This window comes from Nonomuraea sp. NPDC049152, from assembly GCF_040648355.1.
Taxonomy (GTDB): Bacteria; Actinomycetota; Actinomycetes; order Streptosporangiales; family Streptosporangiaceae; genus Nonomuraea.
In genome coordinates this window covers 55,921-82,453 of the sequence record NZ_JBEZDO010000010.1, presented here as the reverse complement: position 1 = coordinate 82,453, position 26,533 = coordinate 55,921, and the positions used below count along the sequence as shown (strand labels likewise).

Annotated in this window: 27 protein-coding genes; 21 read left to right on the top strand and 6 right to left on the bottom strand. The window is 71.7% G+C overall.

The features are described 5' to 3' along the window. Window positions 1–51: 51 nt before the first annotated feature. On the bottom strand, window positions 52–687 hold the full coding sequence (locus AB0B45_RS19850) for a DUF4386 family protein (RefSeq protein WP_358132364.1): 636 nt from the start codon (window positions 685–687) through the stop codon (window positions 52–54). Window positions 688–742: 55 nt separating this feature from the next. On the opposite strand from AB0B45_RS19850, the gene AB0B45_RS19845 reads away from it, so the two are divergent. The 3 genes from AB0B45_RS19845 to AB0B45_RS19835 all read left to right on the top strand — a co-directional run bounded on the left by AB0B45_RS19845 (window position 743) and on the right by AB0B45_RS19835 (window position 2,744). Next, window positions 743–1,351, top strand: a complete 609-nt coding sequence (locus AB0B45_RS19845; RefSeq protein WP_358132362.1) for a TetR/AcrR family transcriptional regulator — start codon at window positions 743–745, stop codon at window positions 1,349–1,351. Window positions 1,352–1,399: 48 nt separating this feature from the next. Beyond that, window positions 1,400–1,603: a hypothetical protein gene (locus AB0B45_RS19840; protein ID WP_358132717.1), complete on the top strand. Its 204-nt coding sequence runs from the start codon at window positions 1,400–1,402 to the stop codon at window positions 1,601–1,603. Window positions 1,604–1,895: 292 nt separating this feature from the next. After that, a complete protein-coding gene (locus AB0B45_RS19835; RefSeq protein WP_358132361.1) occupies window positions 1,896–2,744 on the top strand; it encodes a hypothetical protein in 849 nt (282 codons plus the stop codon). A gap of 90 nt (window positions 2,745–2,834) precedes the next feature. Here AB0B45_RS19835 and AB0B45_RS19830 read toward each other — a convergent pair whose 3' ends face one another. Continuing rightward, window positions 2,835–3,452: a helix-turn-helix domain-containing protein gene (locus tag AB0B45_RS19830; protein ID WP_358132360.1), complete on the bottom strand. Its 618-nt coding sequence runs from the start codon at window positions 3,450–3,452 to the stop codon at window positions 2,835–2,837. Between the two features lie 78 nt (window positions 3,453–3,530). Between AB0B45_RS19830 and AB0B45_RS19825 the strand changes: the two genes are divergently transcribed. Together AB0B45_RS19825 and AB0B45_RS19820 are read left to right on the top strand one after the other, a co-directional pair. Beyond that, window positions 3,531–3,716, top strand: coding sequence for an NAD(P)H-binding protein (locus AB0B45_RS19825; RefSeq protein ID WP_358132359.1), 186 nt, complete (start codon window positions 3,531–3,533; stop codon window positions 3,714–3,716). Next, window positions 3,667–4,230, top strand: coding sequence for an SGNH/GDSL hydrolase family protein (locus AB0B45_RS19820; RefSeq protein WP_358132357.1), 564 nt, complete (start codon window positions 3,667–3,669; stop codon window positions 4,228–4,230). The genes AB0B45_RS19825 and AB0B45_RS19820 overlap by 50 nt, the downstream gene beginning before the upstream one ends. A gap of 9 nt (window positions 4,231–4,239) precedes the next feature. Here AB0B45_RS19820 and AB0B45_RS19815 read toward each other — a convergent pair whose 3' ends face one another. After that, window positions 4,240–4,677, bottom strand: coding sequence for a MarR family winged helix-turn-helix transcriptional regulator (locus tag AB0B45_RS19815; RefSeq protein WP_358132355.1), 438 nt, complete (start codon window positions 4,675–4,677; stop codon window positions 4,240–4,242). 177 nt (window positions 4,678–4,854) lie between these two features. On the opposite strand from AB0B45_RS19815, the gene AB0B45_RS19810 reads away from it, so the two are divergent. Next, window positions 4,855–5,112: a hypothetical protein gene (locus tag AB0B45_RS19810; RefSeq protein WP_358132353.1), complete on the top strand. Its 258-nt coding sequence runs from the start codon at window positions 4,855–4,857 to the stop codon at window positions 5,110–5,112. Between the two features lie 195 nt (window positions 5,113–5,307). Here the strand turns inward: AB0B45_RS19810 and AB0B45_RS19805 are convergent, their stop codons facing one another. The 3 genes from AB0B45_RS19805 to AB0B45_RS19795 form a co-directional block, all read right to left on the bottom strand. After that, window positions 5,308–6,525 carry a cytochrome P450 gene (locus tag AB0B45_RS19805; RefSeq protein ID WP_358132352.1) on the bottom strand — a complete coding sequence of 406 codons (1,218 nt, stop codon included), beginning with the start codon at window positions 6,523–6,525 and terminating at the stop codon, window positions 5,308–5,310. 34 nt (window positions 6,526–6,559) lie between these two features. Beyond that, window positions 6,560–8,176, bottom strand: coding sequence for an FAD-dependent oxidoreductase (locus AB0B45_RS19800; protein WP_358132350.1), 1,617 nt, complete (start codon window positions 8,174–8,176; stop codon window positions 6,560–6,562). Window positions 8,177–8,290: 114 nt separating this feature from the next. Beyond that, the gene (locus AB0B45_RS19795) at window positions 8,291–8,962 is read right to left on the bottom strand and encodes a hypothetical protein (RefSeq protein ID WP_358132348.1); all 672 of its coding nucleotides are present in this window, start codon (window positions 8,960–8,962) and stop codon (window positions 8,291–8,293) included. A 228-nt stretch (window positions 8,963–9,190) separates the two neighbouring features. On the opposite strand from AB0B45_RS19795, the gene AB0B45_RS19790 reads away from it, so the two are divergent. From AB0B45_RS19790 to AB0B45_RS19720, 15 genes are all read left to right on the top strand, one after another. After that, window positions 9,191–9,946 (top strand): GntR family transcriptional regulator, encoded by a 756-nt coding sequence (locus AB0B45_RS19790; RefSeq protein ID WP_358132346.1) that lies wholly within the window; start codon window positions 9,191–9,193, stop codon window positions 9,944–9,946. Between the two features lie 2 nt (window positions 9,947–9,948). Further along, the gene (locus AB0B45_RS19785; protein ID WP_358132344.1) at window positions 9,949–10,176 is read left to right on the top strand and encodes a 4Fe-4S dicluster domain-containing protein; all 228 of its coding nucleotides are present in this window, start codon (window positions 9,949–9,951) and stop codon (window positions 10,174–10,176) included. An 11-nt stretch (window positions 10,177–10,187) separates the two neighbouring features. After that, window positions 10,188–11,594, top strand: a complete 1,407-nt coding sequence (locus AB0B45_RS19780; RefSeq protein WP_358132343.1) for an ABC transporter substrate-binding protein — start codon at window positions 10,188–10,190, stop codon at window positions 11,592–11,594. After that, window positions 11,594–12,472 (top strand): ABC transporter permease, encoded by an 879-nt coding sequence (locus AB0B45_RS19775; RefSeq protein WP_358132341.1) that lies wholly within the window; start codon window positions 11,594–11,596, stop codon window positions 12,470–12,472. Before AB0B45_RS19780 ends, AB0B45_RS19775 begins: the two co-directional genes overlap by 1 nt. Then, window positions 12,469–13,203, top strand: coding sequence for an ABC transporter ATP-binding protein (locus tag AB0B45_RS19770; protein WP_358132339.1), 735 nt, complete (start codon window positions 12,469–12,471; stop codon window positions 13,201–13,203). Before AB0B45_RS19775 ends, AB0B45_RS19770 begins: the two co-directional genes overlap by 4 nt. Further along, complete coding sequence (locus AB0B45_RS19765) at window positions 13,204–15,861, top strand: fumarate reductase/succinate dehydrogenase flavoprotein subunit (protein ID WP_358132338.1); 2,658 nt, start codon at window positions 13,204–13,206, stop codon at window positions 15,859–15,861. It abuts the gene before it with no gap. 64 nt (window positions 15,862–15,925) lie between these two features. Further along, window positions 15,926–16,528: a TetR/AcrR family transcriptional regulator gene (locus tag AB0B45_RS19760; RefSeq protein WP_358132336.1), complete on the top strand. Its 603-nt coding sequence runs from the start codon at window positions 15,926–15,928 to the stop codon at window positions 16,526–16,528. Further along, complete coding sequence (locus AB0B45_RS19755) at window positions 16,525–17,379, top strand: NAD(P)-dependent oxidoreductase (protein ID WP_358132335.1); 855 nt, start codon at window positions 16,525–16,527, stop codon at window positions 17,377–17,379. Before AB0B45_RS19760 ends, AB0B45_RS19755 begins: the two co-directional genes overlap by 4 nt. Before the next feature lie 175 nt (window positions 17,380–17,554). After that, the gene (locus AB0B45_RS19750; RefSeq protein WP_358132334.1) at window positions 17,555–17,707 is read left to right on the top strand and encodes a hypothetical protein; all 153 of its coding nucleotides are present in this window, start codon (window positions 17,555–17,557) and stop codon (window positions 17,705–17,707) included. A gap of 16 nt (window positions 17,708–17,723) precedes the next feature. Continuing rightward, window positions 17,724–18,596 carry an MBL fold metallo-hydrolase gene (locus AB0B45_RS19745; protein ID WP_358132332.1) on the top strand — a complete coding sequence of 291 codons (873 nt, stop codon included), beginning with the start codon at window positions 17,724–17,726 and terminating at the stop codon, window positions 18,594–18,596. Next, the gene (pqqC, locus tag AB0B45_RS19740) at window positions 18,593–19,264 is read left to right on the top strand and encodes a pyrroloquinoline-quinone synthase PqqC (RefSeq protein WP_358132330.1); all 672 of its coding nucleotides are present in this window, start codon (window positions 18,593–18,595) and stop codon (window positions 19,262–19,264) included. Before AB0B45_RS19745 ends, pqqC begins: the two co-directional genes overlap by 4 nt. Further along, complete coding sequence (gene pqqD, locus AB0B45_RS19735) at window positions 19,261–19,500, top strand: pyrroloquinoline quinone biosynthesis peptide chaperone PqqD (protein ID WP_358132328.1); 240 nt, start codon at window positions 19,261–19,263, stop codon at window positions 19,498–19,500. Before pqqC ends, pqqD begins: the two co-directional genes overlap by 4 nt. Next, complete coding sequence (gene pqqE, locus AB0B45_RS19730; RefSeq protein ID WP_358132326.1) at window positions 19,497–20,561, top strand: pyrroloquinoline quinone biosynthesis protein PqqE; 1,065 nt, start codon at window positions 19,497–19,499, stop codon at window positions 20,559–20,561. The genes pqqD and pqqE overlap by 4 nt, the downstream gene beginning before the upstream one ends. A gap of 226 nt (window positions 20,562–20,787) precedes the next feature. Next, on the top strand, window positions 20,788–21,654 hold the full coding sequence (locus AB0B45_RS19725; protein ID WP_358132324.1) for a DUF4132 domain-containing protein: 867 nt from the start codon (window positions 20,788–20,790) through the stop codon (window positions 21,652–21,654). 2 nt (window positions 21,655–21,656) lie between these two features. Beyond that, window positions 21,657–26,525, top strand: coding sequence for a DNA-binding protein (locus tag AB0B45_RS19720; protein WP_358132322.1), 4,869 nt, complete (start codon window positions 21,657–21,659; stop codon window positions 26,523–26,525). Window positions 26,526–26,533 lie beyond the last annotated feature (8 nt).

Below are 26,533 nucleotides of genomic sequence, written 5' to 3'. Positions count from 1 at the left end.
CGCTGCACGAGGCGATGGCGCTGTCGAACCGCCGGCTCACCGCTTGACCTGTCACGCGGGTGTGGGGACCCTCCGGCCGTACCGGATGGCGAGGCAGATCGCCCAGGCGCTCCAGGCGAGGTAGCCGGCGAAATTGGCCAGGTCGGCGCCGCGCAGCCCGAGCGGGACCAGCACGCCGGCCGCGACGGCCAGTGCCGAGGCGGCGCCCAACACGGTGAACCAGCGCGGCGGCCGAGGGAGGGCGGCGAGGACCAGGAGCGTCCAGGCCGCGGTGAGCAGGTAGCCCAGGGTCTCGCCGATCCCGGTGCCCAGGTAGCCGTGGAGTGCCGCGAAGACGGTCTCCGCGCTGCCCTGGTCGGCCGCGTGGGCCAGTGCGGGCACGGCGAACGGCCAGCGCAACAGCCCCAGCGCCTGCACGAGGCCGGCCAGCACGCCCGCGTGCACCGACAAGGTGGCGGCAGGGCCGGGAGGGAGGCGGCGGCCGAGCAGGACTGCGGCCGGGACGAGTGCCGACGCGCCCAGGGTGAGCAGCAGGAACCAGGCGCTGATCGCCGCCTGATCGGCGGCGAAGGCGGCCAGGATCCGGGCGGGCGGCTCGGCGAGCACGCCGGGGTAGCCAAAGACCGCGCCCAGCCCGATGAAGGCGAGGTTGGCGGCGAGCACGCCGGCGATCAGGGTCCATCTCATGGGGGCTCCTAACTCTGAACGACGTTTAACATTAAACACCGCATAGAGTTTTCTTGTGAAGAGAGGACCTCAGCGCTCGGTGGACCCCGAGACCGTGCTGGACGCCGCCCTGGAACTCCTCGACGCGGGCGGGCTCACCATGCGGGCGCTGGCCGCACGGCTGGGCTTGACTCCCGGGGCGCTCTACACCTACTTCCCCGACCGGGCAGCGATCGTGACCGCGCTGGCTGACCGGCTGCTCGCCCAGGCCGACCTCGACCTGCTGGAACACGGCGCGGGCAGCCCCGCCGAGCGCATCGTCGCGTTCGCGCTGAACCTGCGCGAGGTGCTGATGCGCCACCCGGCGGCGGTGCCCGCGATTCTGGGCGCGGCGTTCAACGGGCCGGTCGCGCTGCGCGTCGGCGAGAGCCTGCTGGGCGCATTGCCCGACCCGCGCGCCGCCTACACCGTCATGGTCTACGTCCTGGGTGCGATCGCGCTGGAGGCGGCCGAGACGGACAGCCCGGTCGCGCCGGAAGCCGAGCGGATCGCAGCTCGCCGGGCCGCCTTCGCCGTGGATCCGGAAACCTTCCCGCGCACGCACGCGGCGGCCGACGCCATCGCCGCCTACGTCTCCACCGAACAGTTCCGCTGGGGCCTGGAACGAGTGCTCTCCGCGCTGTAGATCACACAGCCCGGAGCGATCACATGAGGCGACGCGGGCCAGAGGGTCATCGACGCTCGCCGCAAGGAGCGTCCGGAGGCGCTGGCAGAGGAACTACGTGGGCGGTACGGGGTTCAGGTGCACGCGTCGACCATGGATCTGGCCGCCGAGAGCCCGGGACAGGCGCTGGCCGAGCAGATGGAGAGGCTCGGGCTGCACGTCACCAGCGTGATCAACAATGCCGGGTTCGCCACCTTCGGCCCCTTCCAGTGACCGCGAACCCTGCCGGTAGCTGGACGGCTCAGCAGGCCCGCGACCTGCTCATGGATCTGGGTGAGCGGGTTGGTTCGTTCCGTATCCGCGACCGCGTGCCACTGGAAGGCCGGATCGAACGTCGGAAGGTGCTTGGCGGCCTGATCAACGAGTACCGCCGAGCCGCATAGCCGCTTCGGTGAACTCCCTGCTCGCCTTTCCACCTCATCTAGCAGCCGTCGCTTGACACCACAACATGCTCGGATGTCTGGGGTCAGGCGCGGGAGAACACCCCGTGACCCATGATGAGGAGGTGAAACCCTTTGATCGCTTACGCGCGGACCTCGCAGCCGGACGCAACCTCGAGATCTACGTGACCGCGTTGATCGCCCTGGGCGTGGGCATCCTCGGCGTCGTCGACGCCGTCGACATCCGTGTCGTCAGCGCCGCGACCCTGGCCACCCTAGCGCTGCTGGCCGTCACCGCGCTCGGTCCGCGCCAGCAGGCCGACGAGCTCAAAGAGCAGGTTGGCCAGCTCAGCCGGCTGGTCCAAGAGAAGATCGCCGGAACCGTCGCGGCCGACGCCTTCCTGGCCACCACCCGGGCCGGTCTGGAGGAGCAGATCACCCACGCGCACGACATCCGCCTATCCGGGGTGACCTTGAGCCGCACGATCCGCAACCTCGTGGGCGAACTGGAGGACCGGCTGCTCCAGGGCGCGTCCGTAAAGATTCTCCTCATCGACTCCGAGCCGAACGTCCTCGACCAGGCAGCCAGGCGCAGCACGATCCCCGACCACCCAGAGGTGTTCGGCCACCGCGTCCGCGCGACCATGGACATGCTGCGCCACCTCGCGACCCTGCCCAATGCCACCGGCTCGCTGGAGGTGCGCCTGATGCGGTTCGTCCCCGCCTTCGGTGTCGTGCTGATCGACCCGGACACCGCCGGTGGGGTGCTCCACGTCGAACTGGGCACGCACAGCTCGGCCAGGCCCGACCCCGTTTTCACGCTCACAGCACAGCGCGACCCGCGGTGGTTCCGGCACTTCAGCGGCGAGTTCGACCGCATGTGGGAGGCCAGCCGCCCGGCCACGGCCGAGGACGGCTTCCCGGCGCCCTGCGGCAAGGCGGTGATCCTCATGGACGAGGCGCCGGACCGATGACGCACCCTGTCGAACACGAGGGATAGGGAGGCCGTCCGCACGGCTCCCCGCCGGAGCCGCCCACGCGCTCTTCCATGCGGGCGTGGGCGGCTACCTCGCCGAGCCAGGAGCATCGTGTGTGACGAGACCGAGGACGATGGTCTCGGCGAGGGCCGCCGCATGCCGTTCCACCAATTCCCGATCGGGAGTCTCTCCGCCGAAGCTGGTCAGGAAGGCGTGCTGCAGGCATGCGCCGAGCAGGAGCGCCGCCGCGGCTTCCGGATCGCAGTCGGGCCGGATGCGGCCCAACTCCCGCTCAGCCGCCAGGTAGGCGGCAAGGGCCTGGCTGACGTGGTGGGGTCCGGCGCCGCGTTGCCGTACGGCATCGCGATGGGCGGCGAGCAGCAGGGGCTCGGCGAACAGTGAGGCCGCCATCGGGAAGGTCTGGCCGTAGAAGTCGATGGCGGCTCGGGCGACCTCCGCCAGCGTGTCCCTGACGGTTCCCTGCCCGGCGCGGGCGGGGAGCGCGGCGAGGAGGGGGCCGAGGTTGGCGGGCGTGCGCTCGGCGAGGACGGCCAGGAACAGGTCGGTCTTGTCGTGGAAGTGCTTGTACAGCGCGGCCTCGGAGAAGCCCGCGGCCTTGGCTATCTCGCGGGTGGTGGCCCTGGCGAGACCGTGTACGCGCATGACGTGCGCGGCGGCGTCGAGGATGCGGTCTCGAGTACTCAAGGGGACCCTCCGGGTTGACAGGTTAGCGAGCGCTCACCCACTCTATCGGTTAGTAAACGCTCACCAACCGAGGCGAATATGAAGATCACTTTATTCGGAGCCACCGGGGGCGTCGGCCGGCAGCTGCTCCGGCAGGCGCTGGAGGCGGGACACCAGGTCACGGCCGTGGTACAACGGCGACCTCGCCGTCAACGCGCTCCAGCGGCTCGACTCCGTGGTCGAGCCGCGGCCCGACGTGGTGACCGTACTGCTCGGCACCAATGACGCGAACGCGAGCCTGACGGAGAAGAACCTCCGCATGATGACGCGGATGAAGAAGCTCACGGAACGGCCCACGATCGACGGCTACCGGCGGAACCTCACCGCGATCGTGGAGCGGCTCACCAAGGAGACCGCCGCCCGCGTGGCCCTGCTCTCCCTACCGGCACTCGGGGAGGAGCCGGACTCGGAGCCAGTCCTCCGCTCCGTCGAGTACAGCGCCGTGGTCGAGCAGGTCGCCGGCGCTCATGGCCTCACCTACCTCCCGCTCAACGAGCGGCAGACGGCCTACCTGCGCGAGTGCGGGCACACGCCGGCCATCGCCTTCAGGGACGGCAGGGCCCTGTCCGCCCGTGCCGCGACGCAGCACTTCGTGCTTGGCCGGTCGTTCGACAGCATCTCCCGCCGCCGTGGGCTGCGGCTGACCACGGACATGATCCACCAGAACACCCGCGGCGCGACGATGATCGCGGACCTGATCCAGGAGTACCTGGACGGCCTGCGCCGGCTCCCGCGATGACCCCCACGCTCAGCCGGGGGGCAGCAGGTGGTGCGCGGCGGCGACCGTGGTCAGAGCCTTGCGCAGCGCGCTGCCCTGGCCCGGCGTGAGCATGCCGAGCAGCTCGGCGTCCACCTGCGCGGCCGCCTCGGCGGCTGACCTGCTGAGCTCGCGTCCCTCGTCGGTGATCTCGACGACCTGCCGCCGTCGGTCGACCGTGTCGCGCACCCGCCGTACCGCGCCTACGTTCTCGAGCTCGTCCAGCATGTCGACGACCACGCTGGGGGTGACGCCGATGGTCTTGGCCAGCGCGAGCTGGCCGAGCGGCGCGCCGTCCAGCAGTTGCAGCACGGCGCAGTGCCGGGGCCGCAGGCCCAGAGGCGCGAGCCGGTCGGCGAAGCTCTCGGCGGCCACCTGCCCCAGCTTGCTGAGCAGGAAGGCCAGACTGTCGGTCACTTGCGACGTCATGATCTCAATGCTAGCTTGCCCATATGATTAGGTTACCGAATGATTTGGCACCCGGCCGATCTCTCGCGTGTTCGCCACGGTGGTGGCCGTCGTGACCGTGGTCTCGTCGGGGTACTTCACCGTCTCAGGCCTGCGCCGGGGATCCTCGTCCCCGGTGGGGACGCGTCGGCGCCGCGCGTGTTCGCCGCCTACATGGCCGCGCGGAGCATCGTGCTGCTCGGCGGCCTGGCCCTGTTCGCGACGCTGCGGGCCTGGCGTCCGCTGGCGCTGGCGCTCGTGCTGAACGCCGGGGTCCAGCTGATCGACACCGTGATCGGCGCCACGCGGCACGAGCTCGCCCAGACCGTCGGCCCGGCGTGCTTCGCCCTTCTGCTGGGCGCGGCGGCGTGGCTCCTGGTCCGCGCCCCGCTTCCCCGCCGAGTCGTCAGCCCGTGACAGGACAGGCCGCCGGAACCCGGGGCGTGCCGTCCGAAGGCGGCTCGAACTAGGGATGCCGCCCGAAGACCGCTCGATCCGGGGCGTCCCGTCCGAAGACCGCTCGATCCGGGGCGTGCCGTCCGAAGACCGCTCGATCCGGGGCGTGCCGTCCGAAGACCGCTCGATCCGGGGCGTGCCGTGCCGCGCGGCGGGTCAAGGCTGGTACGGGAGGACCCGGTCGTACTCAATGGCGAGGTGGCGCGGGCCGCGTAGCGTCGAGCTCGGGCGGTAGGGCGGCGGGTCGGCGACGAGCCGCGGGTTCACCAGCCGCTTCGCGAGCTCGCGGAGCGCGACCTGGGCCTCCAGGCGGGCCAGCGGGGCGCCGAAGCAGTGGTGGATTCCCCCGCCGAACCCGAGGTGCTGGATGTAGGGACGGTCGGGATCGAACCGGTCGGGATCGTGCACGTGCGCGGGGTCGCGACTGCCCGAGGCGAGCGCCAGGGCGATGGACGAGCCCTTGGGAATGGTGACACCCGCGATCGTGATGTCGTCGAGGGCGACGCGCTGCGGCAGGAACTGCACCGGCGGCTCGAAGCGCAGGAGTTCCTCGACGGTGTGGATCACCAAGTCGGGCTCGTTGCGGAGCCGTTCGATCAGCTCAGGATTGCGAAGGAGGGTCAGCATCCCATTGGTGATCAGGTTGACCGTGGTCTCGTGCCCCGCGATCAGCAGCAAGGTGGCGGTGGTGATCACCTCGACGTCCGAGAGCGCGCCGTCGGGGCCCTCGTAGGTGACCAGTCCCGACAGCACGTCGTTGCCCGGGTTCTGGCGGTGGGTCTGGGCGAGTTCGCCCAGGTACGTCGCCAGCGCGAGTATGGCCTCGTGGCGGCGCTTGGCCCGCTCCTCCACGTCGCCCTCGCCGACACCGAGGGTCTCCACGATCTCCTCCGCCCATTTGTGGAACTTGGGCTCGTCCTCACGCGGCACGCCGAGCAGGTGGCAGATGACGGTGACGGGGAACGGATAGGCGACGTCGTCAACGATGTCGGCCTGCGTCCTGTCCGCGATGCCGTCGATCAGCTCCTTGACGATCTCGTGCAGCTCTCCGCGCATGTTCTCCACCGTGCGCGGGGCGTGGGGCGGCCCGAAGTGGCGCATCGCCAGGGCCCTGAGCCGGTCGTGCTCGGGCGGGTCGGTGCCGATGAAGGCGGGCGGCAGCGGTTCCTTGGGCGGCGGGTTGTCCGCCTTGCGCTTGTCCGAGCTGATGCGCGGGTCGTGCAGCAGCGAGACGATCTCGTTGTAGGTGCTGACGACGTAGCTGCCGTCCTCCAGCTTCAGAACCGGAGTCTTGCGGAGCTCGGCGTACAGCGGGTACGGGTCCGCCCGGTTGGCGAACTGGTGGATCTGCTCGTAGATGCGTGCCGGCTCCACGGAGGTGCCTCCCCTGTCTGGTGGTTCGCGGGCGCTACGGCTGGTGCCGTACGAGAGAGACGCGACGTTCGGCCGGGTCGTGACCGGTCACCACCACGGTCGCGCCCGCCGCGGGCGCCATCCGCTGCGGCACCTCGGCGGGGACGGGCCGCATCTCGTCGGGCCTGCCGACCATGTGGTAGTCGGGCGGGAACGGCGTGGCCCGCTCGATGAGGTCCCGGTAGAAGTCCAGCCACATCGCCTGGTCGAAGGTGACCGCGGCGGTGATCCTGCCCTGGTAGCCGTACACGGCGACGAACCGGCGCGCTTCCACCGAGCCCTGCGCGATCACGACCTCGTCGGCGATGCTCGTCACGCCGACCGACTTGATGTTGGTGCCGAACTGGTTGGACCAGAAGACCGGCAGCGACAGGTGCGGCCAGCGATGGGCCTGGTCGCTGAGCATGTTGTGGGCGGCGATCTCCGCCTGGGCGACGGCGTTGCCCCAGTGCTCCAGCGACATGAACTGGTAGTGGTAGACCGGGTGCGGGAAGCGTGCCACGTCACCGGCGACGAAGATGTCATCGGTGACCAGGCCGTTGATGTCGACGGCGCGGCAGCCCGCGTCGGTGGCCACCCCCCAGGGCCCTGCGGCGAGCCCTGAGCCTTCCAGCCATTCGACGTTGCGGATCGCGCCGAGCGCGACCACCGCCATGTCGGCCTCGACCGTGCTGCCGTCGGACAGCCGCGCGCCGGCCAGCCGCCCTTGCGCGTCTCCTTCCAGCGCCGTGACCGTGACCTCGCAGCGCAGGTCCACTCCGGCCTCGCGCTGCATGTCCGCGGCGATGCCGCCGATCACCTTGCCCAGCGCGCCGACCAGCGGGGCGGGACCGGCTTCGACGACGGTCACCTCCAGCCCGAGGCCGCGGCAGACCGAGGCCACCTCGGAGCCGGTAAACCCGGCCCCGATGATCAGCACCCGCCTGACACCGGCGGCAAGCCGCTGGCGCATCCGGTCGGCCTCGTCCAGCGTGCGCAGCACGTACACGCCGTCGAGCGCCGCCTCCTCCTTCTTCGGCCACGGCCTGGCGCGCGCGCCGGTCGCGATCAGCACCTTGTCGAAGTCGATCTGCCTGCCGTCGGCGAGGCGCACCTGTTTGGCGGCGATGTCCAGCCCCGTCGCCGGGGTCCCTGCCAGCCATTCGACGTCGATCTCGCGCAGGTGGGGAAGCATGGTGTGCTCGGCCTCGACCTTGCCGGTCAGCACCTGCTTGGACAGCGGCGGCCGGTCGTACGGCGGGTACGGCTCGTCGCCGATCATGGTCACCGTGCCCTTGAATCCGTCCCTGCGCAGGACGCCCGCGGCCCGGCCTCCTGCGAGGGAGGCGCCGACGATGACGATGTGCCCGTTGCGTTTGAACTCCCCGTCGGCGTCGCTGGTGGGGTGGCACAGCTCGGGGTCCACCGTCCGGTGCTGGGTGGCCATCCTGTCGACATGGAGGGCCTGTACCGGACAGGCCGCGGCCGCCTGCAGCACCCGCTCGCGCTGGTCGTCGCCAGGATCGGTGTCATACATGAGCGCTTCCTGGCCGTGCATCGTGAACACGTCCGGCGCCAGGAAAGCGCACTGCCCGTAGCCCTGACACCGCGTGAGATCAACGACAACTCTCACAGCCACTCCCCCGTCGATCTGGGCCGGGACGCCGCCAGGCCGATCTGACACCCCCTTACCCGGCTCTCTCTCGGCGATAAGCGAGGAAAAGTCATGGATTGAGTATTTTCGGGGTCAGGCGGCCATCATCCGCCGCCGGCTGTGGAAGACGATCAGGAAGCATCCCACGATCAGGACCCAGACGGGGAAGAGCATCTCCGTCCAGGCGACGGTTCTGACCACCAGCAGGAGCACCAGCCCGACGAGGTAGCCGAGCACGGTCAGCCAGCGGGGAAAGAGGCCGAGGCGCGAGGCGATGGTCGTGGTCGTCATCGTGAAGACGCCCGCCATGCGGGGTGCGTACTCGGCGAGCAGCGCGATCGTGAGATAGCGCCCGTAATGGTGGAGGTCGACCGGCTGAGTGGTGTCCTTCATCGCGGAGAGCGTGTCCATATAGGCGCCCGACGTGGCGCCGAAGATGAGGAGCGTCGCGACGTACAGCAGGCCGGAGCCGAAGAACACCGTCGCGAAGAACCTGTCCTCACGTGCGCCGACGTAGTCCCGCAGGGCGCCCATGAACCACAGGAAGAAGATCCCTCCGTACGGCAGCAGCACCAGCGCCACCCGCAGAGCGCGATGGCCGGAGGTGTCGGCGAGATACTCGGCCGCGTCGAGCTCATGGACGGGTATCGCCAGGCGCACCATGACCATGGCGCCGCCCAGCAGCAGGGCCGACAGGATCCCGGCGGCGCCCGCGGCGCGTGGCGTCCGCAACCTTTTCGCCGGCGGCTCGGCACTGCCCCGCATGCGGTCCTCCTTCCGGCGGCGCCACGTCCTGTATGGCTCTACGTATCCTTTCGCTACGCTGTGCAACCATTCCCGCCACCTCCGGAAGTGGCAGATCTTGCCGCTGTCCAGCCGGAACAGCAGGTCGGCGCCATGCATTCAGTCCGGCCGGTGGCGCAATCCGACCGTTATCCCTATTTTCCTACCTGATTGCTAGGTTGATACGGGAGGGCGAGCGGGGAGGCGGGTATGGAACGGATCGCGGGCGCGCCGGACGTGCGACGACGCCGAGCGGATCGGGCGAGGCAGGTGGCCGATCTGCTGCGGAGGCAGATCGTCCACGGGCAGGTGACGCACGGCCAGCTGCCGCTGGAGGCGGCGCTGGCCCGCGAGTTCGGCGTCTCGAGGAACACCGTCCGCGAGGCCCTCGACCTGCTGCGCGACGAGGGCCTGGTCGAGCGCTGCCCAGGAGTGGGCACCACGGTCGCGGCCGAGAAGTACCCGCACGGCCTGCACCGCCTGCTCGGCCTGGCCGAGACGCTGCACGAGCACGGAGAGGTGACCAACCAGGTCCGCACGATGGCCCTGATGGACCCGCCCGCCGCCGTCAGCCACCGGCTCGGTCTCGCGCCCGGCGAACAGGTCGTCTACCTCGAACGGCTGCGCAGGCTCAACGGCTCGCCGCTCTCGCTGGACCTCACCTACCTCGTCCGCGACGTCGGCGAGCCGCTGTTCGACGCCGACCTCGAGCACAACGACATCTTCGTGCTGCTCGAACGGCTCGCGGGACAGCCGCTCGGCATGGCCGAGCTCACCTTGGAGGCCGTGAGCGCCGACCCGCACACCGCCGCCGCGCTGGACGCGCCTCGCGGCGCCGCGCTGCTCATGGTCGAGCGGCTCACTCATCTGTCCGACGGCCGCCCCGTCGACCTGGAGTTCATCCGCTTCAGGGGCGACCGGCTGACCATGCGCGGCCACCTGCGCCGCGACCACAGCGAGGAGTAGGCATGGCTCTGATCACCCAGCGGGTCGAGGTCCCCGTGACCGTCGACGAGGCGCTCTGCATCGATGGCTGCACGCTCTGCGTCGAGGCCTGCCCGCTCGACTCGCTCGCCATCAGCGACGAGACGGGCAAGGCGTACATGCACGTGGACGAGTGCTGGTACTGCGGCCCCTGCGCCGCCCGGTGCCCCGTCGACGCGGTCACCATCAACATCCCCTACCTGCTGCGATGAAGGAGTCCGCGATGCGCAAGGCTCTCGCCGCCACCCTCCTGCTGGCCGTCGCCGGGTGCTCGGTCTCGAGTACGGCGGGCGGCGAAGGGAAGACGAAGCTCGTCATCGGCTACCAGTCCAAGACCATCAACACGGTGACCGCGGGAACGCTGCTGCGCTCGCTCGGCTACCTGGAGAAGCGGCTCGGCGACAGGTACGCGGTCGAGTGGCAGGACTACGACACCGGCGCGCCCATCACCGCCAAGATGGTCGCCGGGAAGATCGACATCGGCTCGATGGGCGACTACCCGCTGCTGATCAACGCCTCCCGCACTCAGGGGATCGCCTCGGCCCGCACCGAGCTGGTCTCCATCACCGGCTACAACCTGCGGGGCGGGCTCAACATGGTCGTCGTCCCGCCCTCGTCGAAGGCGAAGACGCTCGCCGACCTGAAGGGCGCCAAGATCTCCGCGAGCGTCGGCTCGGCCGGTCACGGCACGCTCGTTCAGGCGTTGGAGAAGGCGGGGCTCGATCCGGCCAAGGACGTCGAGACCGTCAACCACCAGCCCGCCGTCGGCGCCTCGCAGCTCGAAGCCGGCGGCGTCCAGGGGTACGCGCAGTTCGTCGCCTGGCCCGGCCTGCTGGTCTTCCAGGACAAGGCCCGCCTGCTCTACGACGGCTCCGCGCTGGACGTGCCGACCTTCCACGGGGTGGTGCTCCGCCAGGCGTACGCCAAGGAGCATCCGGAGGTCGTCGACGCGTTCCTCAAGGCGCAGCTCGACGCCACCCACTACCTGCACGAGCATCCCCTGGAAGCCGCCGGGTCGGTGGCGAAGGCGACGGGGCTGCCCGCCGAGGTCGTCTACCTCTACAACGGGCCCGGCGGCATCTCCACCTTCGACCTCACTCTCAAACCGCAGCTCAAGGCGGCGCACGAGCACGACGTGCCGTACCTCAAGCGCATCGGCACCGACTTCGACGGCGTGGACGTCGACGCGTTCGTCGTCGACGCCTACCTGCGCAAGGCGTACGGCTCGGCCTACGACGCCGACACCGCCTCCACGGTCAACCAGGCCAGGATCACCGGCACCGATCCGGTCTGCGGGGTGCCGGTCTCCGATCCGAAGACGGCCTCGGAGCTGTGGCTCGCCGGCGCGTCGGCGACGCGGCCCGCCGCGACCCCGACCTGCCTCCTGCGGCAGATCGCCACGGCCGCGGGCGGCGTGCGCGCCGCCTACGTCCCCGACACGGTGACGGGCACGCGATGGTTCGCCGACAAGTCCGTCTGGCTCCAGGTGCCCAAGGCCGCCAAGAACGCCCGCTTCCTGCCGTTCACCACCGAGGACGGCGCCGGAGCCTACCGCAGGGACCATCCAGAGGCCGAGCCCGTCTCCTACGAGGCGGCGCTCCAGGCGGCGAAGACCGGAGGTGACGCCTGATGAGCACGGACACGGCGCCGACCGAGGCGCGGCGGCATCCCCGCCTCGACGCCGCGCCACGCCCGCCGTCCGCGCCGAGGCCCTCGGCGAACGGCAGGAAGGCGAAGGGGAGCTGGGCGATCAAGCTCGGGTCCCTGCTCGCCGCCGCGGGACTGTGGCAGCTCCTCACGGCCACCGACACGCGGCTCTGGCTGAGGTTCGACCGGCTGCCGACGCTCGACGAGATCGGCGGGGAGTTCGCCCGCCAGCTGGGCACCTCCACCTACTACCTGGACCTGCTGCAGAGCCTCATCAGGATCGTCACGGGATTCGGCCTCGCCGCGGTCGTGGGCGTCACCGTGGGGGTGCTCGTCGCGAGGTCGCGCAGGACAGGCGACGTGCTGCTGCCGCTGCTCGAAGCGGTCCGGCCGATCCCGGCGATCGCGCTGGTGCCGATCGCGATCCTGCTCTTCCCCTCCGACGAGCAGGGCATCGCGTTCATCACCTTCGCGGCCGCGTTCTTCCCGATCGTGGTGAGCACGCGGCATGCCGTACGGGCGCTGCCGACCCTGTGGGAGGACGCGGTCAGGACGCTCGGCGGCGGTCGCCGTCACGTGCTCTGGCACGTCGTGTTGCCGGGCACCCTGCCAGGCGTGTTCGGCGGGCTTTCGGTCGGCATGGGCGTGGCGTGGATCTGTGTCATCGCGGCGGAGATGATCTCCGGCGAGTTCGGGGTCGGATACCGGACGTGGAGCTCCTACACGCTGGTCGACTACCCCGCGGTGATCGTCGGGATGGTCACCATCGGCGCGCTCGGCTGGCTCACCTCGGCCGCCATCGAGCTGGTCGGGCGGCGGGCCACGCGCTGGCTGCCGCGCGCCGAAGGGAACCTGGCATGACGACGCTCACGGCGCAGGCGGGCCTCGGATTCACCCTCGACGGCCTGTCCCTCGGCTACGGCGGCGGCCCCGTGCTGCGCGAAGTGGACCTGGAGGTCATCCCGGGCGAGGTGCTGGTCGTCGTCGGCTCGTCGGGGTCGGGCAAGTCCACGCTGCTGCGGGCGCTGGCCGGGCTGCTCCCGCCGTACACCGGGCGGATCCTCGCCGACGGCGTCGAGGTGGCGGACACCTCGCGGGATCGCGCGATGATCTTCCAGGACGACGGCCTGCTGCCGTGGCGGACGATCAGGCGCAACGTGGAGCTGCCTCTGGAGATCCGCAAGGTGCCTCGCGGCGAGCGCCGGACGACGGCGGACACGTGGATCGCGCGGGTGGGCCTGGCCGGATCCGAGCGCCGGCTGCCCCGCGAGCTGTCCGGCGGAATGCGGCAGCGCGTCCAGCTGGCCCGCTCTCTGGTCGGGGCGCCGCGTGCCGTACTGATGGACGAGCCTTTCGGCGCGCTCGACGCCCAGACCCGCGCCGAGATGCAGCGGCTGCTGCTCGGCGTGCTGCGCGACACTCGCGCCACGGTGATCTTCGTGACCCACGACGTGGACGAGGCGCTGCTGCTCGGCGACAGGGTGGTGGTCCTCGGGAACGGCGGCGTCCGCTCGGTGATCGACGTGCCCGTGCCGCGCGAGCCCGGCGCGGCGAGAGACGAGCTGCGCGCCAGGATCCTGGAGGAGTTGTAGATGGAGATCCCCTCGATCGAGGACCGCCTGGAGCTGGAGTGCGAGGTGCTCGTCGTCGGCGGCGGCACCGCCGGCACGATGGCCGCGATCACCGCCGCCGAGCGCGGCGCCCGGGTCCTGCTGCTGGAGAAGGCGCACGTACGGCACAGCGGCGCGCTGGCCATGGGCATGGACGGCGTCAACAACGCCGTCATCCCCGGCAAGGCCACGCCCGAGGACTACGTCGCCGAGATCACCAGGGCCAACGACGGCATCGTCAACCAGAAGACGATCTACCAGACCGCCACCAGGGGCCACGACATGGTCCGCCGCCTGGAGCGCTACGGCGTGAAGTTCGAGAAGGACGAGTACGGCGAGTACGCGGTGCGCAGGGTGCACCGCTCGGGCAGCTACGTGCTGCCGATGCCGGAGGGCAAGGACGTCAAGAAGGTCCTCTACCGGGTGCTGCGCCGCCGCGACATCAGGGAGAGGGTGCGCATCGAGAACCGGGTCATGCCGGTCAGAGTGCTCACCGCGGACGGCCGCGCGGTCGGCGTCGCCGGGTTCGACACCCGATCGGGCCATTTCGTCACGGTGAGGGCGGGCGCGGTGATCCTGGCGACCGGCGCCTGCGGCCGGCTCGGGCTGCCCGCCAGCGGTTACCTCTACGGCACCTACGAGAACCCGACCAACGCGGGCGACGGCTACGCCATGGCCTACCACGCGGGCGCCGAGCTCAGCGGCATCGAGTGCTTCCAGATCAACCCGCTGATCAAGGACTACAACGGCCCCGCCTGCGCCTACGTGGCCAACCCGTTCGGCGGCTACCAGGTCAACAACAGGGGCGAGCGGTTCGTCGACTCCGATTACTGGTCCGGCCAGATGATGGCCGAGGTGGCCGCCGAGATCGCCTCCGCGCGCGGCCCGATCTACCTCAAGCTCACGCACCTGCCCGACGAGACCGTCACCGCGGTCGAGAACATCCTACACTCGACCGAGCGCCCCACGCGCGGCACCTTCCACGCCGGACGCGGTCACGACTACCGCACTCACGACGTCGAGATGCACATCTCAGAGATCGGCCTGTGCGGAGGACACTCCGCCTCCGGCGTGTGGGTGGACGAGCACGGCGCGACCACGGTGCCCGGCCTCTACGCGGCGGGCGACCTGGCCTGCGTGCCGCACAACTACATGATCGGCGCGTTCGTCTTCGGCGACCTGGCGGGGGCTCACGCCGCGGCCCACACCCGGAGTCCCGACCTCCTGCCCGACGACCAGATCGCGGCCGCCCACGAGCTGATCTACCGGCCCCTCCGCAACCCCGACGGGCCGCCGCAGCAGCAGGTGGAGTACAAGCTGCGCCGCTTCGTCAACGACTACGTCGCCCCGCCCAAGACGGGCGCGAAGCTGGAGCTCGCCCTCGAGTCCTTCGAGCGCATGCGCGACGAGATCGCCGCCATGGGCGCGCGCACCCCCCACGAACTCATGCGGTGCGCCGAGGTCGACTTCATCCGCGACTGCGCGGAGATGGCCGCCCGCGCCTCCCTCACCAGGACCGAGAGTCGCTGGGGCCTCTACCACGACCGCGCCGACCTGCCCGCGCGCGACGACGGCGCATGGCTGTTCCACCTGAACCTGCGCAGGCGCTCCGACGGCGCGATGGAGTTCGTCAAGCGGGCCGTCGAGCCGTACATCGTGCCCGTCGACGAGTTCGCGCCCGTCCCGCACGAGCCCGTGTCGCTCGGCGCGCAGACCTCCTCCGTGGTAAGGCGGAGCGTCGCGGACCGCGCCGAACGGCCCGCCGTCGGCCGCTCGCCCCGGATCCTGGAGCTGCACCGCCTGGCCGAGGAGCAGCCCACCGTCGGCCGACTCGCCCCCTATCTCGCCGACGAGGACCCCAAGGTGCGCAGGGCCGCGATCGCCACGCTCACCGAGACCGTGCCCGAAGGGGCGGGCACCGCGCTGGTCGCCGCCCTCGCCGACGACCACGGCACGGTACGGCGGGCCGCCGCCACCAGCCTCAAGGAGCTCGTCGAGGTCCTGCCCGCCACCCCCGAATTCGGCACCGCCCTGTCCGAGCGCCTGACCAGCGCCGACGCCGTCGTCAGGGCGACCGGGCTCGACGTGTTGCGTGCCCTCAGGCTCGGCGACAGGCACATCTTCGGGGCGGGCGTGGGCGACGCCGACCGCCGGGTGCGCATCGAGGCGATCCGCGGCCTGGTCTCACTGGAGGAGTCCGACCTGGTGGCCGCCGCCGCGGGCGACCCGTCCAGGGAGGTGCGGGTATGGGTGGCCAGGGGGCTGGGCCTCATCGGGAAACCGTCCGGCGCACTGGCGGTGCTCGCCGGTGACGGCGACCCGCTGGTGAGGGCCGCCGCGCTGGAGTCGTCCGGCACCGTCGGGCAGCCGCTGGAGGCGGAGGCCGTACGCGGGCTGATGGACGGCGACTGGCAGGTCAGGGTCGGCGCGGCGCGCTGCCTGGGGGCGGCGGACCGGTCGACGGCCGTGGGGCCGCTCGTGGAGGCGCTGTCGGATGCCAACCTCGACGTGCGCAAGGCGGTCGTGCTCGCGCTCACCCCGTGGGCGGCCTCTCCCGAGGTGGGCGCCGCCCTGCGATCGGTGCTGACCGACGCTGACGCGGACGTCCGCGCCTACGCCCGCAGGGCCCTCGCCGGGTAGCCGCGCGGGTCAGCCGTTCTGGAATGTTGACTGTTTGTTCCAGATATGGAGTAGGGTGGCCCACGTGGCAAGGACGAGGGAGTTCGACAGCGACGCGGTCATCGACGAGGCGGTCGGCGTCTTCTGGCGCAAGGGCTATGCCGCGACCTCGATCCAGGATCTGGTCGAGGCCACGGGGATCGGCCGCGGCTCGCTGTACGCCGCGTTCGGCAGCAAGGAAGGGCTCTACGAGGCCGCGCTCACCCGCTACGCCGAGCGGTCGTCGTCCGACATGATCGCCCGGCTGGAGAGCGCGGCCCCCGTTCACGAGGTGCTGCGTGACGTGCTGGTTTCCCTCGTCGATGCGACGGTCACAGACCCTGAGCGGCGTGGCTGCCTGATCACCAACACGGTGACGGAGCGGCTGCCCCGCGACCCCGTCGCCGGGCGCGTGGTCGGCGAGGCGCTCGACCGGAACACCATGGCCTTCACCGCTCTGCTGCGCCGCGCCAGAGCGCGCGGCGAGTTGCCGCCCGACGCCGACGTGACCGCGATGGCCGACTTCATCGTGACCACGATCCAGGGGCTGCGCGTCCAGGGCAAGGCGGGCGCCGACCGGCGGCGGCTGGTCACGATCGTCGATTTGGCACTTTCTGTACTGTTCATTCACGATAGGAGTTCGCTATGACCACCGTCGCGCTGCTGGGCACGGGGATCATGGGCGCGGCCATGGCACGCAACCTGGTGAAGGCCGGCCTCGAGGTCAGGGTCTGGAACCGGAGCAAGGAGAAGGCGCTGCCGTTGCAGGCCGACGGCGCCGTCGTCGCCTCCGACCCGGCCGAGGCCGTGACCGGCGCCGACGTCGTGATCACGATGCTGAACGACGGCGAAGCGGTCCACGACGCCATGACCGCCGCCGCCTCGGGGCTGCGGTCCGGGCAGGTGTGGGCGCAGATGAGCACGGTCGGCGTGACCGCCATCGAGCGGCTCGGCGAACTCGCCCGGTCGTACGGGCTGGTGTTCGTGGACGCGCCCGTGCAGGGCACCCGGCAGCCCGCCGAGGCGGGGACCCTGGTCATCCTGGCGGCTGGACCCGCCGACGAGCGGCTCGAACCCGTCTTCTCCGCCGTCGGCGCGAAGACCCTGTGGGTCGGGGAGGCGGGGGCGGCCACCCGGCTCAAGCTCACGACGGTCGGCTTCGGGATCGCGCTGACCTCCGTGCTGGCCGAGGCGCTCGCGCTGGCCAAGGGCCTCGGGGTGGACCCCGCGCTGTTCGGTGAGGTGATCACCGGGGGGCCGATGGACAATCCGTACCTGCAGGCCAAGATGAAGGCCATCGTCGGCGGGGACTACACGCCCAGCTTCACCGTGCGCAACGCCGAGAAGGACACCAGGCTCATCGCGGAGGCCGCCACGCGCGCGGGAGTCTCGGTGGACATGACCGAGGCCGCCGGCGAGCGGTTCCGGCGGGCCGAGGCTCAGGGGCACGGGGACGACGACATGGCGGCGAGCTACTTCGCCGGTTTCCCCTCCGCGTAGGTTCGCCTCAACGAATAGATCCGATGACCTGCGGCGATATGAGCGCATTCCGATTGATCATCGTCACCTTTGTGGCGATAGGTCCGATCAATATTCGCCAGGACTCTTGACGGGATCCACTGAACGCAGTCATAACGTGTGTGACGCACAACACACGGAAGGCAGGTGCCCCGCCATGCCGGAGCCCAAGGACCACGGAAAGCACCCTCCCCGCAACCACGGCAAGCGCGTGAAGTCACGAGGAGAGGAGACCACCTGGCACAAGCCTGACTACCAGGTGGTCGAGGCCTCGATGGAGATGTCGGCCTACTTCCTGGCCACCAGGTAACGGATCGAGGGCCGCGATGCGCCTGCACGTGCTGGGCACGGCGGCCGGTGGCGGCCTCCCCCAGTGGAACTGCGCGTGCCCCGGCTGCTCCGGGGCACGCGTCCATCCGGGGTGGCGCCGCCGTCACGCCTCCCTCGCGGTCGAGGTCGGCGACGGCAGGTGCTTCGTCGTGAACGCCACCCCCGACATCGCCGACCAGATCGAGCTGGCCGCGGCGTTGCGCCCGGGCCCCGAGCCGCGCAGGACGCCGCTCGCGGGCGTGGTCCTCACCGACGCCGAGCTCGACCACACGCTCGGCCTCGCCCGCCTGCGCGAGGCCGAGGGGCTGGAGGTGGTCGCGACGCCCGCGGTGCGCGAGGCGCTCACCCGGGGCCTGCGCCTCGACCGGATCCTCGCCCCCTACACCCGGCTGACCTGGCGCGAGCTGCCCCCGGGCGACGGGCTCGTCCTGGGCGGCGCGATCGAGGTCGCCGCGGTACGGGTGTCGGGCAAGCGGCCCAGGTACGCCACCGCCCTGCCGTCGGACGCCGACGGCTGGGTGACGGCCCTGCGCCTGACCGACAGGGAGACCGGCGGCGTGTGCGTCTACGCCCCTGCCATGGGGCTCTGGCCCGGCGGGCTGGACGGCGCCGACTGCCTCATCGTCGACGGCACCTTCTGGGACGAGGAGGAGCCGCTGCGCACCGGCATCTCCGCCAGGACCGCGACCGAGATGGGCCACCTCCCGATCGAGGCGACCATGGAACGGCTGGCCACCCTGCCAGGGCGTGCCCTGTACACCCACCTCAACAACACCAACCCCCTCGTCGACCCCGACGCCCCGCACCACAAGGTGTTGGACGAGGTGGGCGTCGAGGTGGCCGCCGACGGGATGGTGATCGAGCTGTGAGCGACTTCGAGGCCGCGCTGCGTGCCGTACCGGAGAAGCGGTACCACCACCTGCACCCGTTCAACCTGCGGATGCACGCGGGCGAGCTGAGCAGGCATGAGCTGCGGCGTTGGATACTCAACCGCTTCCACTACCAGCGGCACATCCCGGTCAAGGACGCGCTGATCCTGGCCAAGCTGGAGACGCCGGAGCTGCGCAGGATGTGGCTGCGCAGGATCCAGGACCACGACGGGGCCGTCGCGGGCGAGGGCGGGATCGAGCGCTGGCTCAGGCTGGGCGAGGCGGCGGGACTGGAGCGCGAGCTGCTGATGTCGGGCGAGGGCGTGCTTCCGGGGGTACGGCTGGCCGTCGACGGCTACGTCAACCTCTGCCGCCTGGGCACCACGCTGGAGGCCGTGGCGGCGTCGCTGACCGAGTTGTTCGCGCCCGACCTGATGCGTACGAGGATCGACGCCTTCGAGAAGCACTATCGCTGGATCGACCCCGACGGATTGCGATATTTCCGGATCAGGGTGGATCAGGGGCGGCAGGACAGCGGCGAGGCGCTCGCCCTGGTCCTCGACTGGGCCCGTGACCGCGCCGACAGGGAACGCGCGATCGCGGCGCTCTCCTACAAGTGCGACGTGCTGTGGTCCCTGCTCGACGCGGTCGACAGGGGTGACTCGTGACCTGGCGGCCCGCCCTGTCGCGCGCGGCCGCCCTCCGCCACTGCGACGTACGGCATGCCGACCTGCTCATCGTGCCCGAGCGGATCGTCGTGCTGAACGAGGAGGCCGCCGCCATCGTCAGGCTGTGCGACGGCGCCAGGACCGTCGAGGAGATCGTCGCCGAGTTCCCCGACGGGGCGGGCGAGGACGTCACCGAGTTCCTCGAGCGCGTCCGCGATGAGGGATGGATCAGGTGAACGCCCCTTGGGCCATGCTGGCCGAGCTGACCCACGGGTGCCCGCTGCGCTGCCCGTACTGCTCGAACCCCACCGAGCTGGTCGTCAGGTCGCGGGAGCTGGCCATTGAGGAGTGGGAGCGCGTCATGGCCGAGGCGGCCGCCCTCGGCGTCGTGCACGTCCACCTGTCGGGCGGCGAGCCGCTGATGCGCCGCGACCTGCCGCGTATCGTCGCCGCGGCCGAGCGTGAGGGCATCTACGGCCAGCTCGTGACGAGCGGTGTGGGCCTGACGGCGAAGCGGCTCGACGAGCTGGTGGCGGCGGGGCTGCGCAGCGTCCAGCTGTCGGTGCAGGACGCCACGGCCGCCGCCTCCGACCGCATCGCGGGCCGTCGCTCGTTCGCCGCCAAGGAACGGGCCGCCGCGCTGGTGCGCGACAGGGAGCTCCCGCTCGGCCTCAACGTCGTGCTGCACCGGCACAACCTCGACTCGATCGACCGGATCGTCGAGCTGGGCATCGCCTGGGGCGTGGAGCGGATCGAGCTGGCCAACACCCAGTTCTACGGCTGGGGGCTGCTCAACAGGAAGGCGCTGCTGCCCACCCGCGAGCAGCTGGCCACGGCGGCGGAGAAGGTCGCCGCCTGGCGTTCCAGGACCTCCCTCGAACTCATCTGGGTCGTGCCCGACTACTTCGAGGGGGTGCCGAAGCCGTGCATGGGCGGGTGGGGGGCGATCTCGCTCACCGTCGCGCCCGACGGACGGGTGCTGCCCTGTCCGGCGGCCTACGACCTGCCGCTGGAGGCGCCGAACGTCCGTGACCACGCGCTGGCGTGGATCTGGAAGGACTCGCCCGCCTTCAACGCCTACAGGGGGACGGCGTGGATGGCCGAGCCGTGCGCGAGCTGCCCTCGGCGCGACCTCGATTTCGGCGGCTGCCGGTGCCAGGCTTCCGCGCTCACCGGCGACGCCGGGCGCACCGACCCCGCCTGCGCGCTGTCGCCCGACCACCGCCTCATCACCGAGCTGGCCAGCGCGGGCGGCGACGGCGAGTTCGTCTACCGGCCGGTCACCCGGAACGCCTGACCGCGGCCGTCTCACGTGGGCCTGTTCGGCCTGAATTGCCCACTGTGCCGGTGTCTGCGACCGTATGCAGCCACACCGGTTCGTGGTCTCTTCGGCCGCCTCCCAAACCCCCGCGGCGTCACGCTCGGGCGCTTTTGTCGGTTGGCGCCGCTAGCGTTCCGCGCATCCACAGCGGCGGGAGCTGACATCCCCGTGAATGTGACGACGGCGAAAGGCGGGAAGACCGTTGGGTTGGCTGGCGGCGGGCGACGGGTACGAGGTCGCCCTCATAGGGGGCCGGGTGACGGCGAGAGCCACCTCCGGCAGGGCGGCGGGACGGCAGCTGAAGTCGCTGCCGAAGGCGTTGAGAGAACATCCCGAGGTGGACCGGCTGCGCCGCCTCACCGAGTGGCTCGACAGGCACGCCGCCGCGTGCGTGGCCCAGGTGGACCTCTGGATGGCCTCGGCCCTGCCCGTCCCCACCGGGCTGCTGGCCCGTGTGTGGCCGGACGAGGCCTGGCAGTCGGCGCTGCGGGACCTGGCCGTGGTCGGCGACGACCCCGACGAGGTCGGCTTCCTGCGCGACGCCACCGACGCCGGTGAGCTGCGGGTGGTCAACCTCGACGGCGAGACCGTACGGCTGTCGCCGCGCACGGTGACCCTGCCCCACCCCGTGCTGCTGCCCGACCTCGACGAGCTGCGCGAGTTCGCCGCAGAGCTGGGCGTGGTCCAGAAGGTCGAGCAGATCCACCGGGCCACCTGGCGCAAGCCCGCGGAGCTCGGCGAGAAGGCGACCGAGCTGAAGGAGTTCGCGGGAGGCACCTACGACTCCAGGTTCGGGCTGGCCGCCCGCGCCACCTCGCTCGGCTACCGGGTGTCCGGCGGCTACGCCACCTGCAGGGTCCGCGACGCGGGGCGGATCGTGGAGGCCGCGGTGTGGATCGGCGAGCCGTACTGGGACGACGAGGTGGCGACGGGAGGCCTCAGCTGGAACGACCAGGAGGGCAGGACGCTCACGCTGCGCGAGGTGGGGCCGGTGGCCTGGTCGGAGGGGATGCGGATGGCGGCGGCGCTGTACGCCGGGCGGCGGGTCGACGAGGGGAAGGACGCGTGAGCATGGAGATGTCGCCGGCGGAGGAGCTGCTGAGGGCGGGCGCGGTGCTGCCGCAGGACACCGAGGGGGCGGGCGAGCGGGCGGTCCCGCTGACCGCCAGGACCTACCGCCATCCGGGGCTGGACGACCGGGTGGTGGTCCGCCTGGTCGCCGCGGAGCTCGGCGCGGCCGAGGACCTGGCGGCCGGTTTCCTCGGCCTGGTGCCCGACCGGGAGCCCGAGGTCGTCGGGCTCGGCTCGCGCCGCTCCCTCGGCTTCCCCGAATGGGTGCTGGTGCACCACCCCGAGGACGGCCACCACGCGCTCGCAGTCGTGCCGGAGCTGGAGCGTACGGCACGGCAGGCCAAGTCCAAGCCCAAGGCCGCGCTGGACGCCTACCAGGAGCTCGCGGGGCGGCTGGCCGCCTCGGTCCCGCACTTCCTGCCCACGTTCTACGAGCAGGCGGGCCGGGTGTTCCTCGACGTGGAGAACGCCACCTACGCCGCGCAGATGTTCGGCCACGCGCGCAAGGCCGAGGCGCAACACGGGCTCGCGGTGGACGAGGACAGGCTCGACGCGGTGTTCCTCGAGTTCGCGCTGGCGGGTGCGCTACCGGTCAAGGTGCTCTCCGGTTACGCGAGGGAGCTGGCAGGCCGGTTGCCGGCCGACGAGGCGCTGCGCAGGTTCGCGCGGCTGTGCGTGCGGCGCACCGCGGGAGGGCTGCCGCCTTCGACGCAGATGGCGACCGATCTGCGCAGGCTCGCCAAGGCCGCGGGCGCCGACGCCGACGCGGAGGAACAGGCGTTCCTGGCGCGGCTGCTCGGCCTGTCGGCCACCCTGCTGGCGCCGACGGGCTGGTGGAGGGCGCACCGCTCGGCGATCACGGCGCTGGGCCTGCGCGATCCCGAGATCCGGGGGAAGCTGCTGAACGTCATGCCGCAGGCCAGGGACCACGACCTGCCCGGCGTGTGGCTGGAGATCCTCGAAGGCTCCGGCGCCACCGCGGGACTGGCCGGTGGCGAGGTGCCGGAGGAGGAACGGCCCGGCGACGGCACCGCGGGCTGGCTCGAGCGCTTCCTGAAGGCGCGCGACCAGGCCTGGGGTGTCCCGCCCCGCCTGCCGGCCCTGTACGCGCTGGTGGAGCGGGTGGCCGACGTCGCGAGGGCCGAGCTCGCCGCCTCCGGCGGGGCGCTGACCGTCGAGTACGACGTCGACCTGCTGGACGTGTTCCTCGCGCTCGGCATCCCCGTGGCCGACTCGGCGATGACGGGCTCGCTGCGACTGGAGCAGTGGGCGCGCGGCGAAGGCCAGCGCGACCTGCTCGCCATCGCCGCCGACGCTCGCTACCACCAGGCCTTCCAGGACGCGGCCGACAGGTTCAGAGACAACGACGACGGCAGGCGGGCCGTCCTCCTCCTGGCCGGGTCCCCCGGCGGGCGGCCCATGCTGGCGGAGTGGATGCGGAAGGTGGCCGCCCGGTCGTCGGCGGCCGGGCTGCCGGACCTGCCCGCCGCCATGCGGCAGCTGTCGTGGCTGCCCGGCGAGGCGCTGGCCCTGGCCGAGGCGGAAGTGCGCGAGGCCGCGAGCGCGGATGTGGCCGAGGTGCTCGCCCGCACCCTCCGCGCGGGGCTCTTCGACGAGCTCGGCTGGCCGGCGTGGGACGAGGCGGCGGCGGCTCTCGTGCCGAAGAAGGACGTCCACGAGCTGGTCGTCGCCGACGCATGGCCGCATCTGATCGTCTCCGGTCCCGCGCAGGCGCGCGTGCTCGGCGCCGAAGGCACCGCGCTCACCCATGACCTGCGCATCCCGGCCCGCGACGACTGGGGCCAGCCCGGCTTCCACTTCGTGGACGGCGAGCTGCTCGTCTACTGGTCCTCCCGCGACCTGGACGGCGGGCTGCGCGGATACTGGCACACCTCCCCCGACCGGCCGCGCCCGCTGGAGGGCGATCACAATCCCCGAGGCACCAAGCTGGACTGGTATCGCGGCGACGACAGCGTCACCCTGCCGCTGCCCGGCGGCGGCAGGACCACCGGCTACGGGCCGCTGCACAGGGGCGACACGGCCGTGCCCGACGAGCAGTCGGTGATCACCGACGGCACGTCGTTCTGGGTGTGGACATGGGACGGCTCCGACCACGAGACCGTCGGATGGCACGAGTTCGACCCGGTCAGCGGACGCCACGGAAGGAAGGCCATGCCGGGCTTCCTCGCCGACGCGCTGCGCACCGCCCCGACCGGCAGCACGTTCCACGCGGGCTGGCTGCTCCCCGCGCCCTCGGCCGAGGTCACCCTCGTCGGCGCCCCGGAGGAAGGCCTGTACGGCTGGCGCGTCGTGCGACTGCCCGACGGGTCGTCGCGCGGCGAGGACCTCTCCGGCCGCACCGTCGTCGTGCCGCCCGATTCCCTGACACCGATCCGCGCGCTGACGTTCCCCGGCGGCGAGCGGCCGGTGGCCGTCGTGCGGGGGAGCTACCGGCTCAGCCTGGTCGACTCCGAGGGCGTCTTCACGGCCACGGCCAAGACGGACGCCGCTCCCGGCGCCTTCGCCGCCGGCACGCTCATCCTGCCGCCGCCGCGCTACTGGCACTGCCTCAGGCCGAGGGACCTGGACGGCTCCGCGGCCCTGCGCCGTATCGGCAGGGACACCGCGGCGGCCCTGCTGGAAGCGGGCGAGCCGAAGGACGACGACCTGCCCGCGCGCATCCGCGCGCTGGTGCCGCAGGTGAGCCACGACGCGCTGGTGGCCGGCATCGCCGGGGTCGTGCGCTTCGCCGCCGCCCAGCGGGCCGCGCTGCGCGCCGTCGAGGCCAGGCTCACCGAGGTGCTCGACGGCGGCCACAGGGAGACGGCTCCCGTGGGCCCTGCCGACGGGCTGATCGACGCGGCGCTCAACGGTCTCGGCACCTTCGCCCCCTACTTCTGGCACCGGCAGGACACCGACGGCGCCCACCGGCACCTGCGGGAGATCGGCGCGGCGGTGGCCGCGGCCGCGCCCGCCTCGCCTCCGGGGCGCACCCACCTCGACCTGCCCGGCCTGCCTGCCTCGGGGTTGCACTGGGATCCGCTGCTCGACCACGCCCCCGCGGTCGCGTTCAAGGCCGCGGCGGCGGCGACCGCCGACGACCATCGCACGGTGCTGCGCGGCCTGCTCGGCGAGATGCACGACCTCGGCCTGCCCGTCGCGGCCGATCAGGACCGGTGGCGCCGGATGTCGCTGTGCCTCGACAACCGCCACGTGCTCACGCCCGAAGGAGAGCGGCGCGACGGCACGTGGCTCGGCCTGCTGCCCCTGGCAGGCGGCGCGCTGCTCGCCTTCGTGAGCTGGACGGTGGACGATTCGGGAGGCGAGTGGACGGCGCTGTACCACGACCCTGCGGGCCGGTTCGACGTCCCTCATCCGTACACGGTCCGGTCGTCGTCGCCGGTGGGCGCGGCCAGGCAGGCGGGCTGGCTCGACGCGTTCCTCACCGAGCTGGACGCGCGGGGTCCCGCGCCATGGCTGCCCGAGGCGGCGGAGGAGTTCGCCAGGCTGACCGGCGTCTCGTTGACGCTCGCCCGGCTGGTCGTGTCCGGCATGCCGTACGTGGACACCTACGAGCGGACCTTCCTCACCAAGGAGACGCGCGCCATGCTCGGGGTGAAGGTCGCCGACGCCGACCTGGCCAAGAACGAGCTGCGCGGGGTCGACGACACCGTCCGCAGGACGGTGGTCGCGGCGCTCCTGCCCGACGACCCGGCCAGGCTCTGGACGGACGGGCCCGATGTCGCCCGTGCGGCCGAGGTATGGAACGAGAAGGTGGGACGGCAGGCGCCGATCCCCGAATGGCTCGCGGGCGAGGCGGCTCGCACGTTGAAGACGGGTTGGGACGCAGGCCGGGCGCTGCGGGCGCTCGCCGATCCCGCCGCCACACCTGAGCTGGCCTGTGACCTCGTCTGGGGTGTCCGCGGCGACCGTGTCAGGCCCGTCGACGAGGAGGGCACCGGGTTCACCGGGCACGTGCTCGTCATGGCCGTCGCCACGGCGGGCTGGCTGGCGCACCGGCTCCCCGCAGGAGACCCGCTCCGCGCGGCGCTGCCAGGGGCGCTGGCCGCGCTCCGCGAGCGGCTGGCCAACCCTGAGCTGATGCTCGACCTCGACCGGTACGTCGACCTGCCCGCGTTCAGGAAGGCCGCGGGAGCGCCGACCGAGGCCGGCGAGGGCTACGAGAGGTACGGCGCGCTCATCATGCCGACCTACGACGACCGCCCCTCGCCCGGCATCCGCGTCGCCCTGCTCGACGCGGCCGGTGACGATCCCTACCTGCGTGCCCTGCTCGGTTCCGAGCAGCCGTTCCCCGTCGAGATCGCGCTGCGCACCGCCCGCGACCCGCGCTTCGAGGCGCTGCTGGCCGACCCGGGCGACCCCGCGGCGGGAGGGCGTGACGCCGAAGGCACGTGGTGGCCTCAGGACCCGACCCGGTCGGTGCCCGACCTGGTCGTCGAGGTGGCGAAGGAGCACGGGCTCAGCGAGGACGCCGCGGCCGTCTACCTGATGCTGCTGGCCATGCCCGATCCCACCGATCGCCACGTCGCCCGATGGACCGGCTGGAAGCCGGCCAGGCTCAGGGAGGCCCGCGCCGAACTGGCCGCCACGGACCTCGTCGTCGAGGCCACCAGGAACCGGGCGGGGCGCTCGCTGTTCCTGCCCGGCGGCTGGACCGAGCTCCGATCGCCGCGCCTTCCGCTGGAGCGGTGGAAGGCGCCGCTGTTCGACCTGGCCGAGGACCAGAACACCCCGCTCGTGCCCGCCGAGCCCGCCGCCGCCCTGTACGGCAGAGCCTGGCGGCGCGTGAGGGACGGCGACGCTCCCCGGTTCGCCGAGCTCCAGGTCAGGCGCGGCAAGCGCCGCTGAGCCCGGTC

What these genes read in the sequence shown, in the direction of transcription:
- AB0B45_RS19850 (WP_358132364.1), bottom strand. Translation starts at nt 687, where the DNA reads ATGAGATGGACCCTGATCGCCGGCGTGCTCGCCGCCAACCTCGCCTTC.
- AB0B45_RS19825 (WP_358132359.1), top strand. Translation starts at nt 3,531, where the DNA reads ATGAAGATCACTTTATTCGGAGCCACCGGGGGCGTCGGCCGGCAGCTG.
- AB0B45_RS19815 (WP_358132355.1), bottom strand. Translation starts at nt 4,677, where the DNA reads ATGACGTCGCAAGTGACCGACAGTCTGGCCTTCCTGCTCAGCAAGCTG.
- AB0B45_RS19795 (WP_358132348.1), bottom strand. Translation starts at nt 8,962, where the DNA reads ATGCGGGGCAGTGCCGAGCCGCCGGCGAAAAGGTTGCGGACGCCACGC.
- AB0B45_RS19790 (WP_358132346.1), top strand. Translation starts at nt 9,191, where the DNA reads ATGGAACGGATCGCGGGCGCGCCGGACGTGCGACGACGCCGAGCGGAT.
- AB0B45_RS19785 (WP_358132344.1), top strand. Translation starts at nt 9,949, where the DNA reads ATGGCTCTGATCACCCAGCGGGTCGAGGTCCCCGTGACCGTCGACGAG.
- AB0B45_RS19780 (WP_358132343.1), top strand. Translation starts at nt 10,188, where the DNA reads ATGCGCAAGGCTCTCGCCGCCACCCTCCTGCTGGCCGTCGCCGGGTGC.
- AB0B45_RS19775 (WP_358132341.1), top strand. Translation starts at nt 11,594, where the DNA reads ATGAGCACGGACACGGCGCCGACCGAGGCGCGGCGGCATCCCCGCCTC.
- AB0B45_RS19770 (WP_358132339.1), top strand. Translation starts at nt 12,469, where the DNA reads ATGACGACGCTCACGGCGCAGGCGGGCCTCGGATTCACCCTCGACGGC.
- AB0B45_RS19765 (WP_358132338.1), top strand. Translation starts at nt 13,204, where the DNA reads ATGGAGATCCCCTCGATCGAGGACCGCCTGGAGCTGGAGTGCGAGGTG.
- AB0B45_RS19755 (WP_358132335.1), top strand. Translation starts at nt 16,525, where the DNA reads ATGACCACCGTCGCGCTGCTGGGCACGGGGATCATGGGCGCGGCCATG.
- AB0B45_RS19750 (WP_358132334.1), top strand. Translation starts at nt 17,555, where the DNA reads ATGCCGGAGCCCAAGGACCACGGAAAGCACCCTCCCCGCAACCACGGC.
- AB0B45_RS19745 (WP_358132332.1), top strand. Translation starts at nt 17,724, where the DNA reads ATGCGCCTGCACGTGCTGGGCACGGCGGCCGGTGGCGGCCTCCCCCAG.
- AB0B45_RS19720 (WP_358132322.1), top strand. Translation starts at nt 21,657, where the DNA reads ATGGAGATGTCGCCGGCGGAGGAGCTGCTGAGGGCGGGCGCGGTGCTG.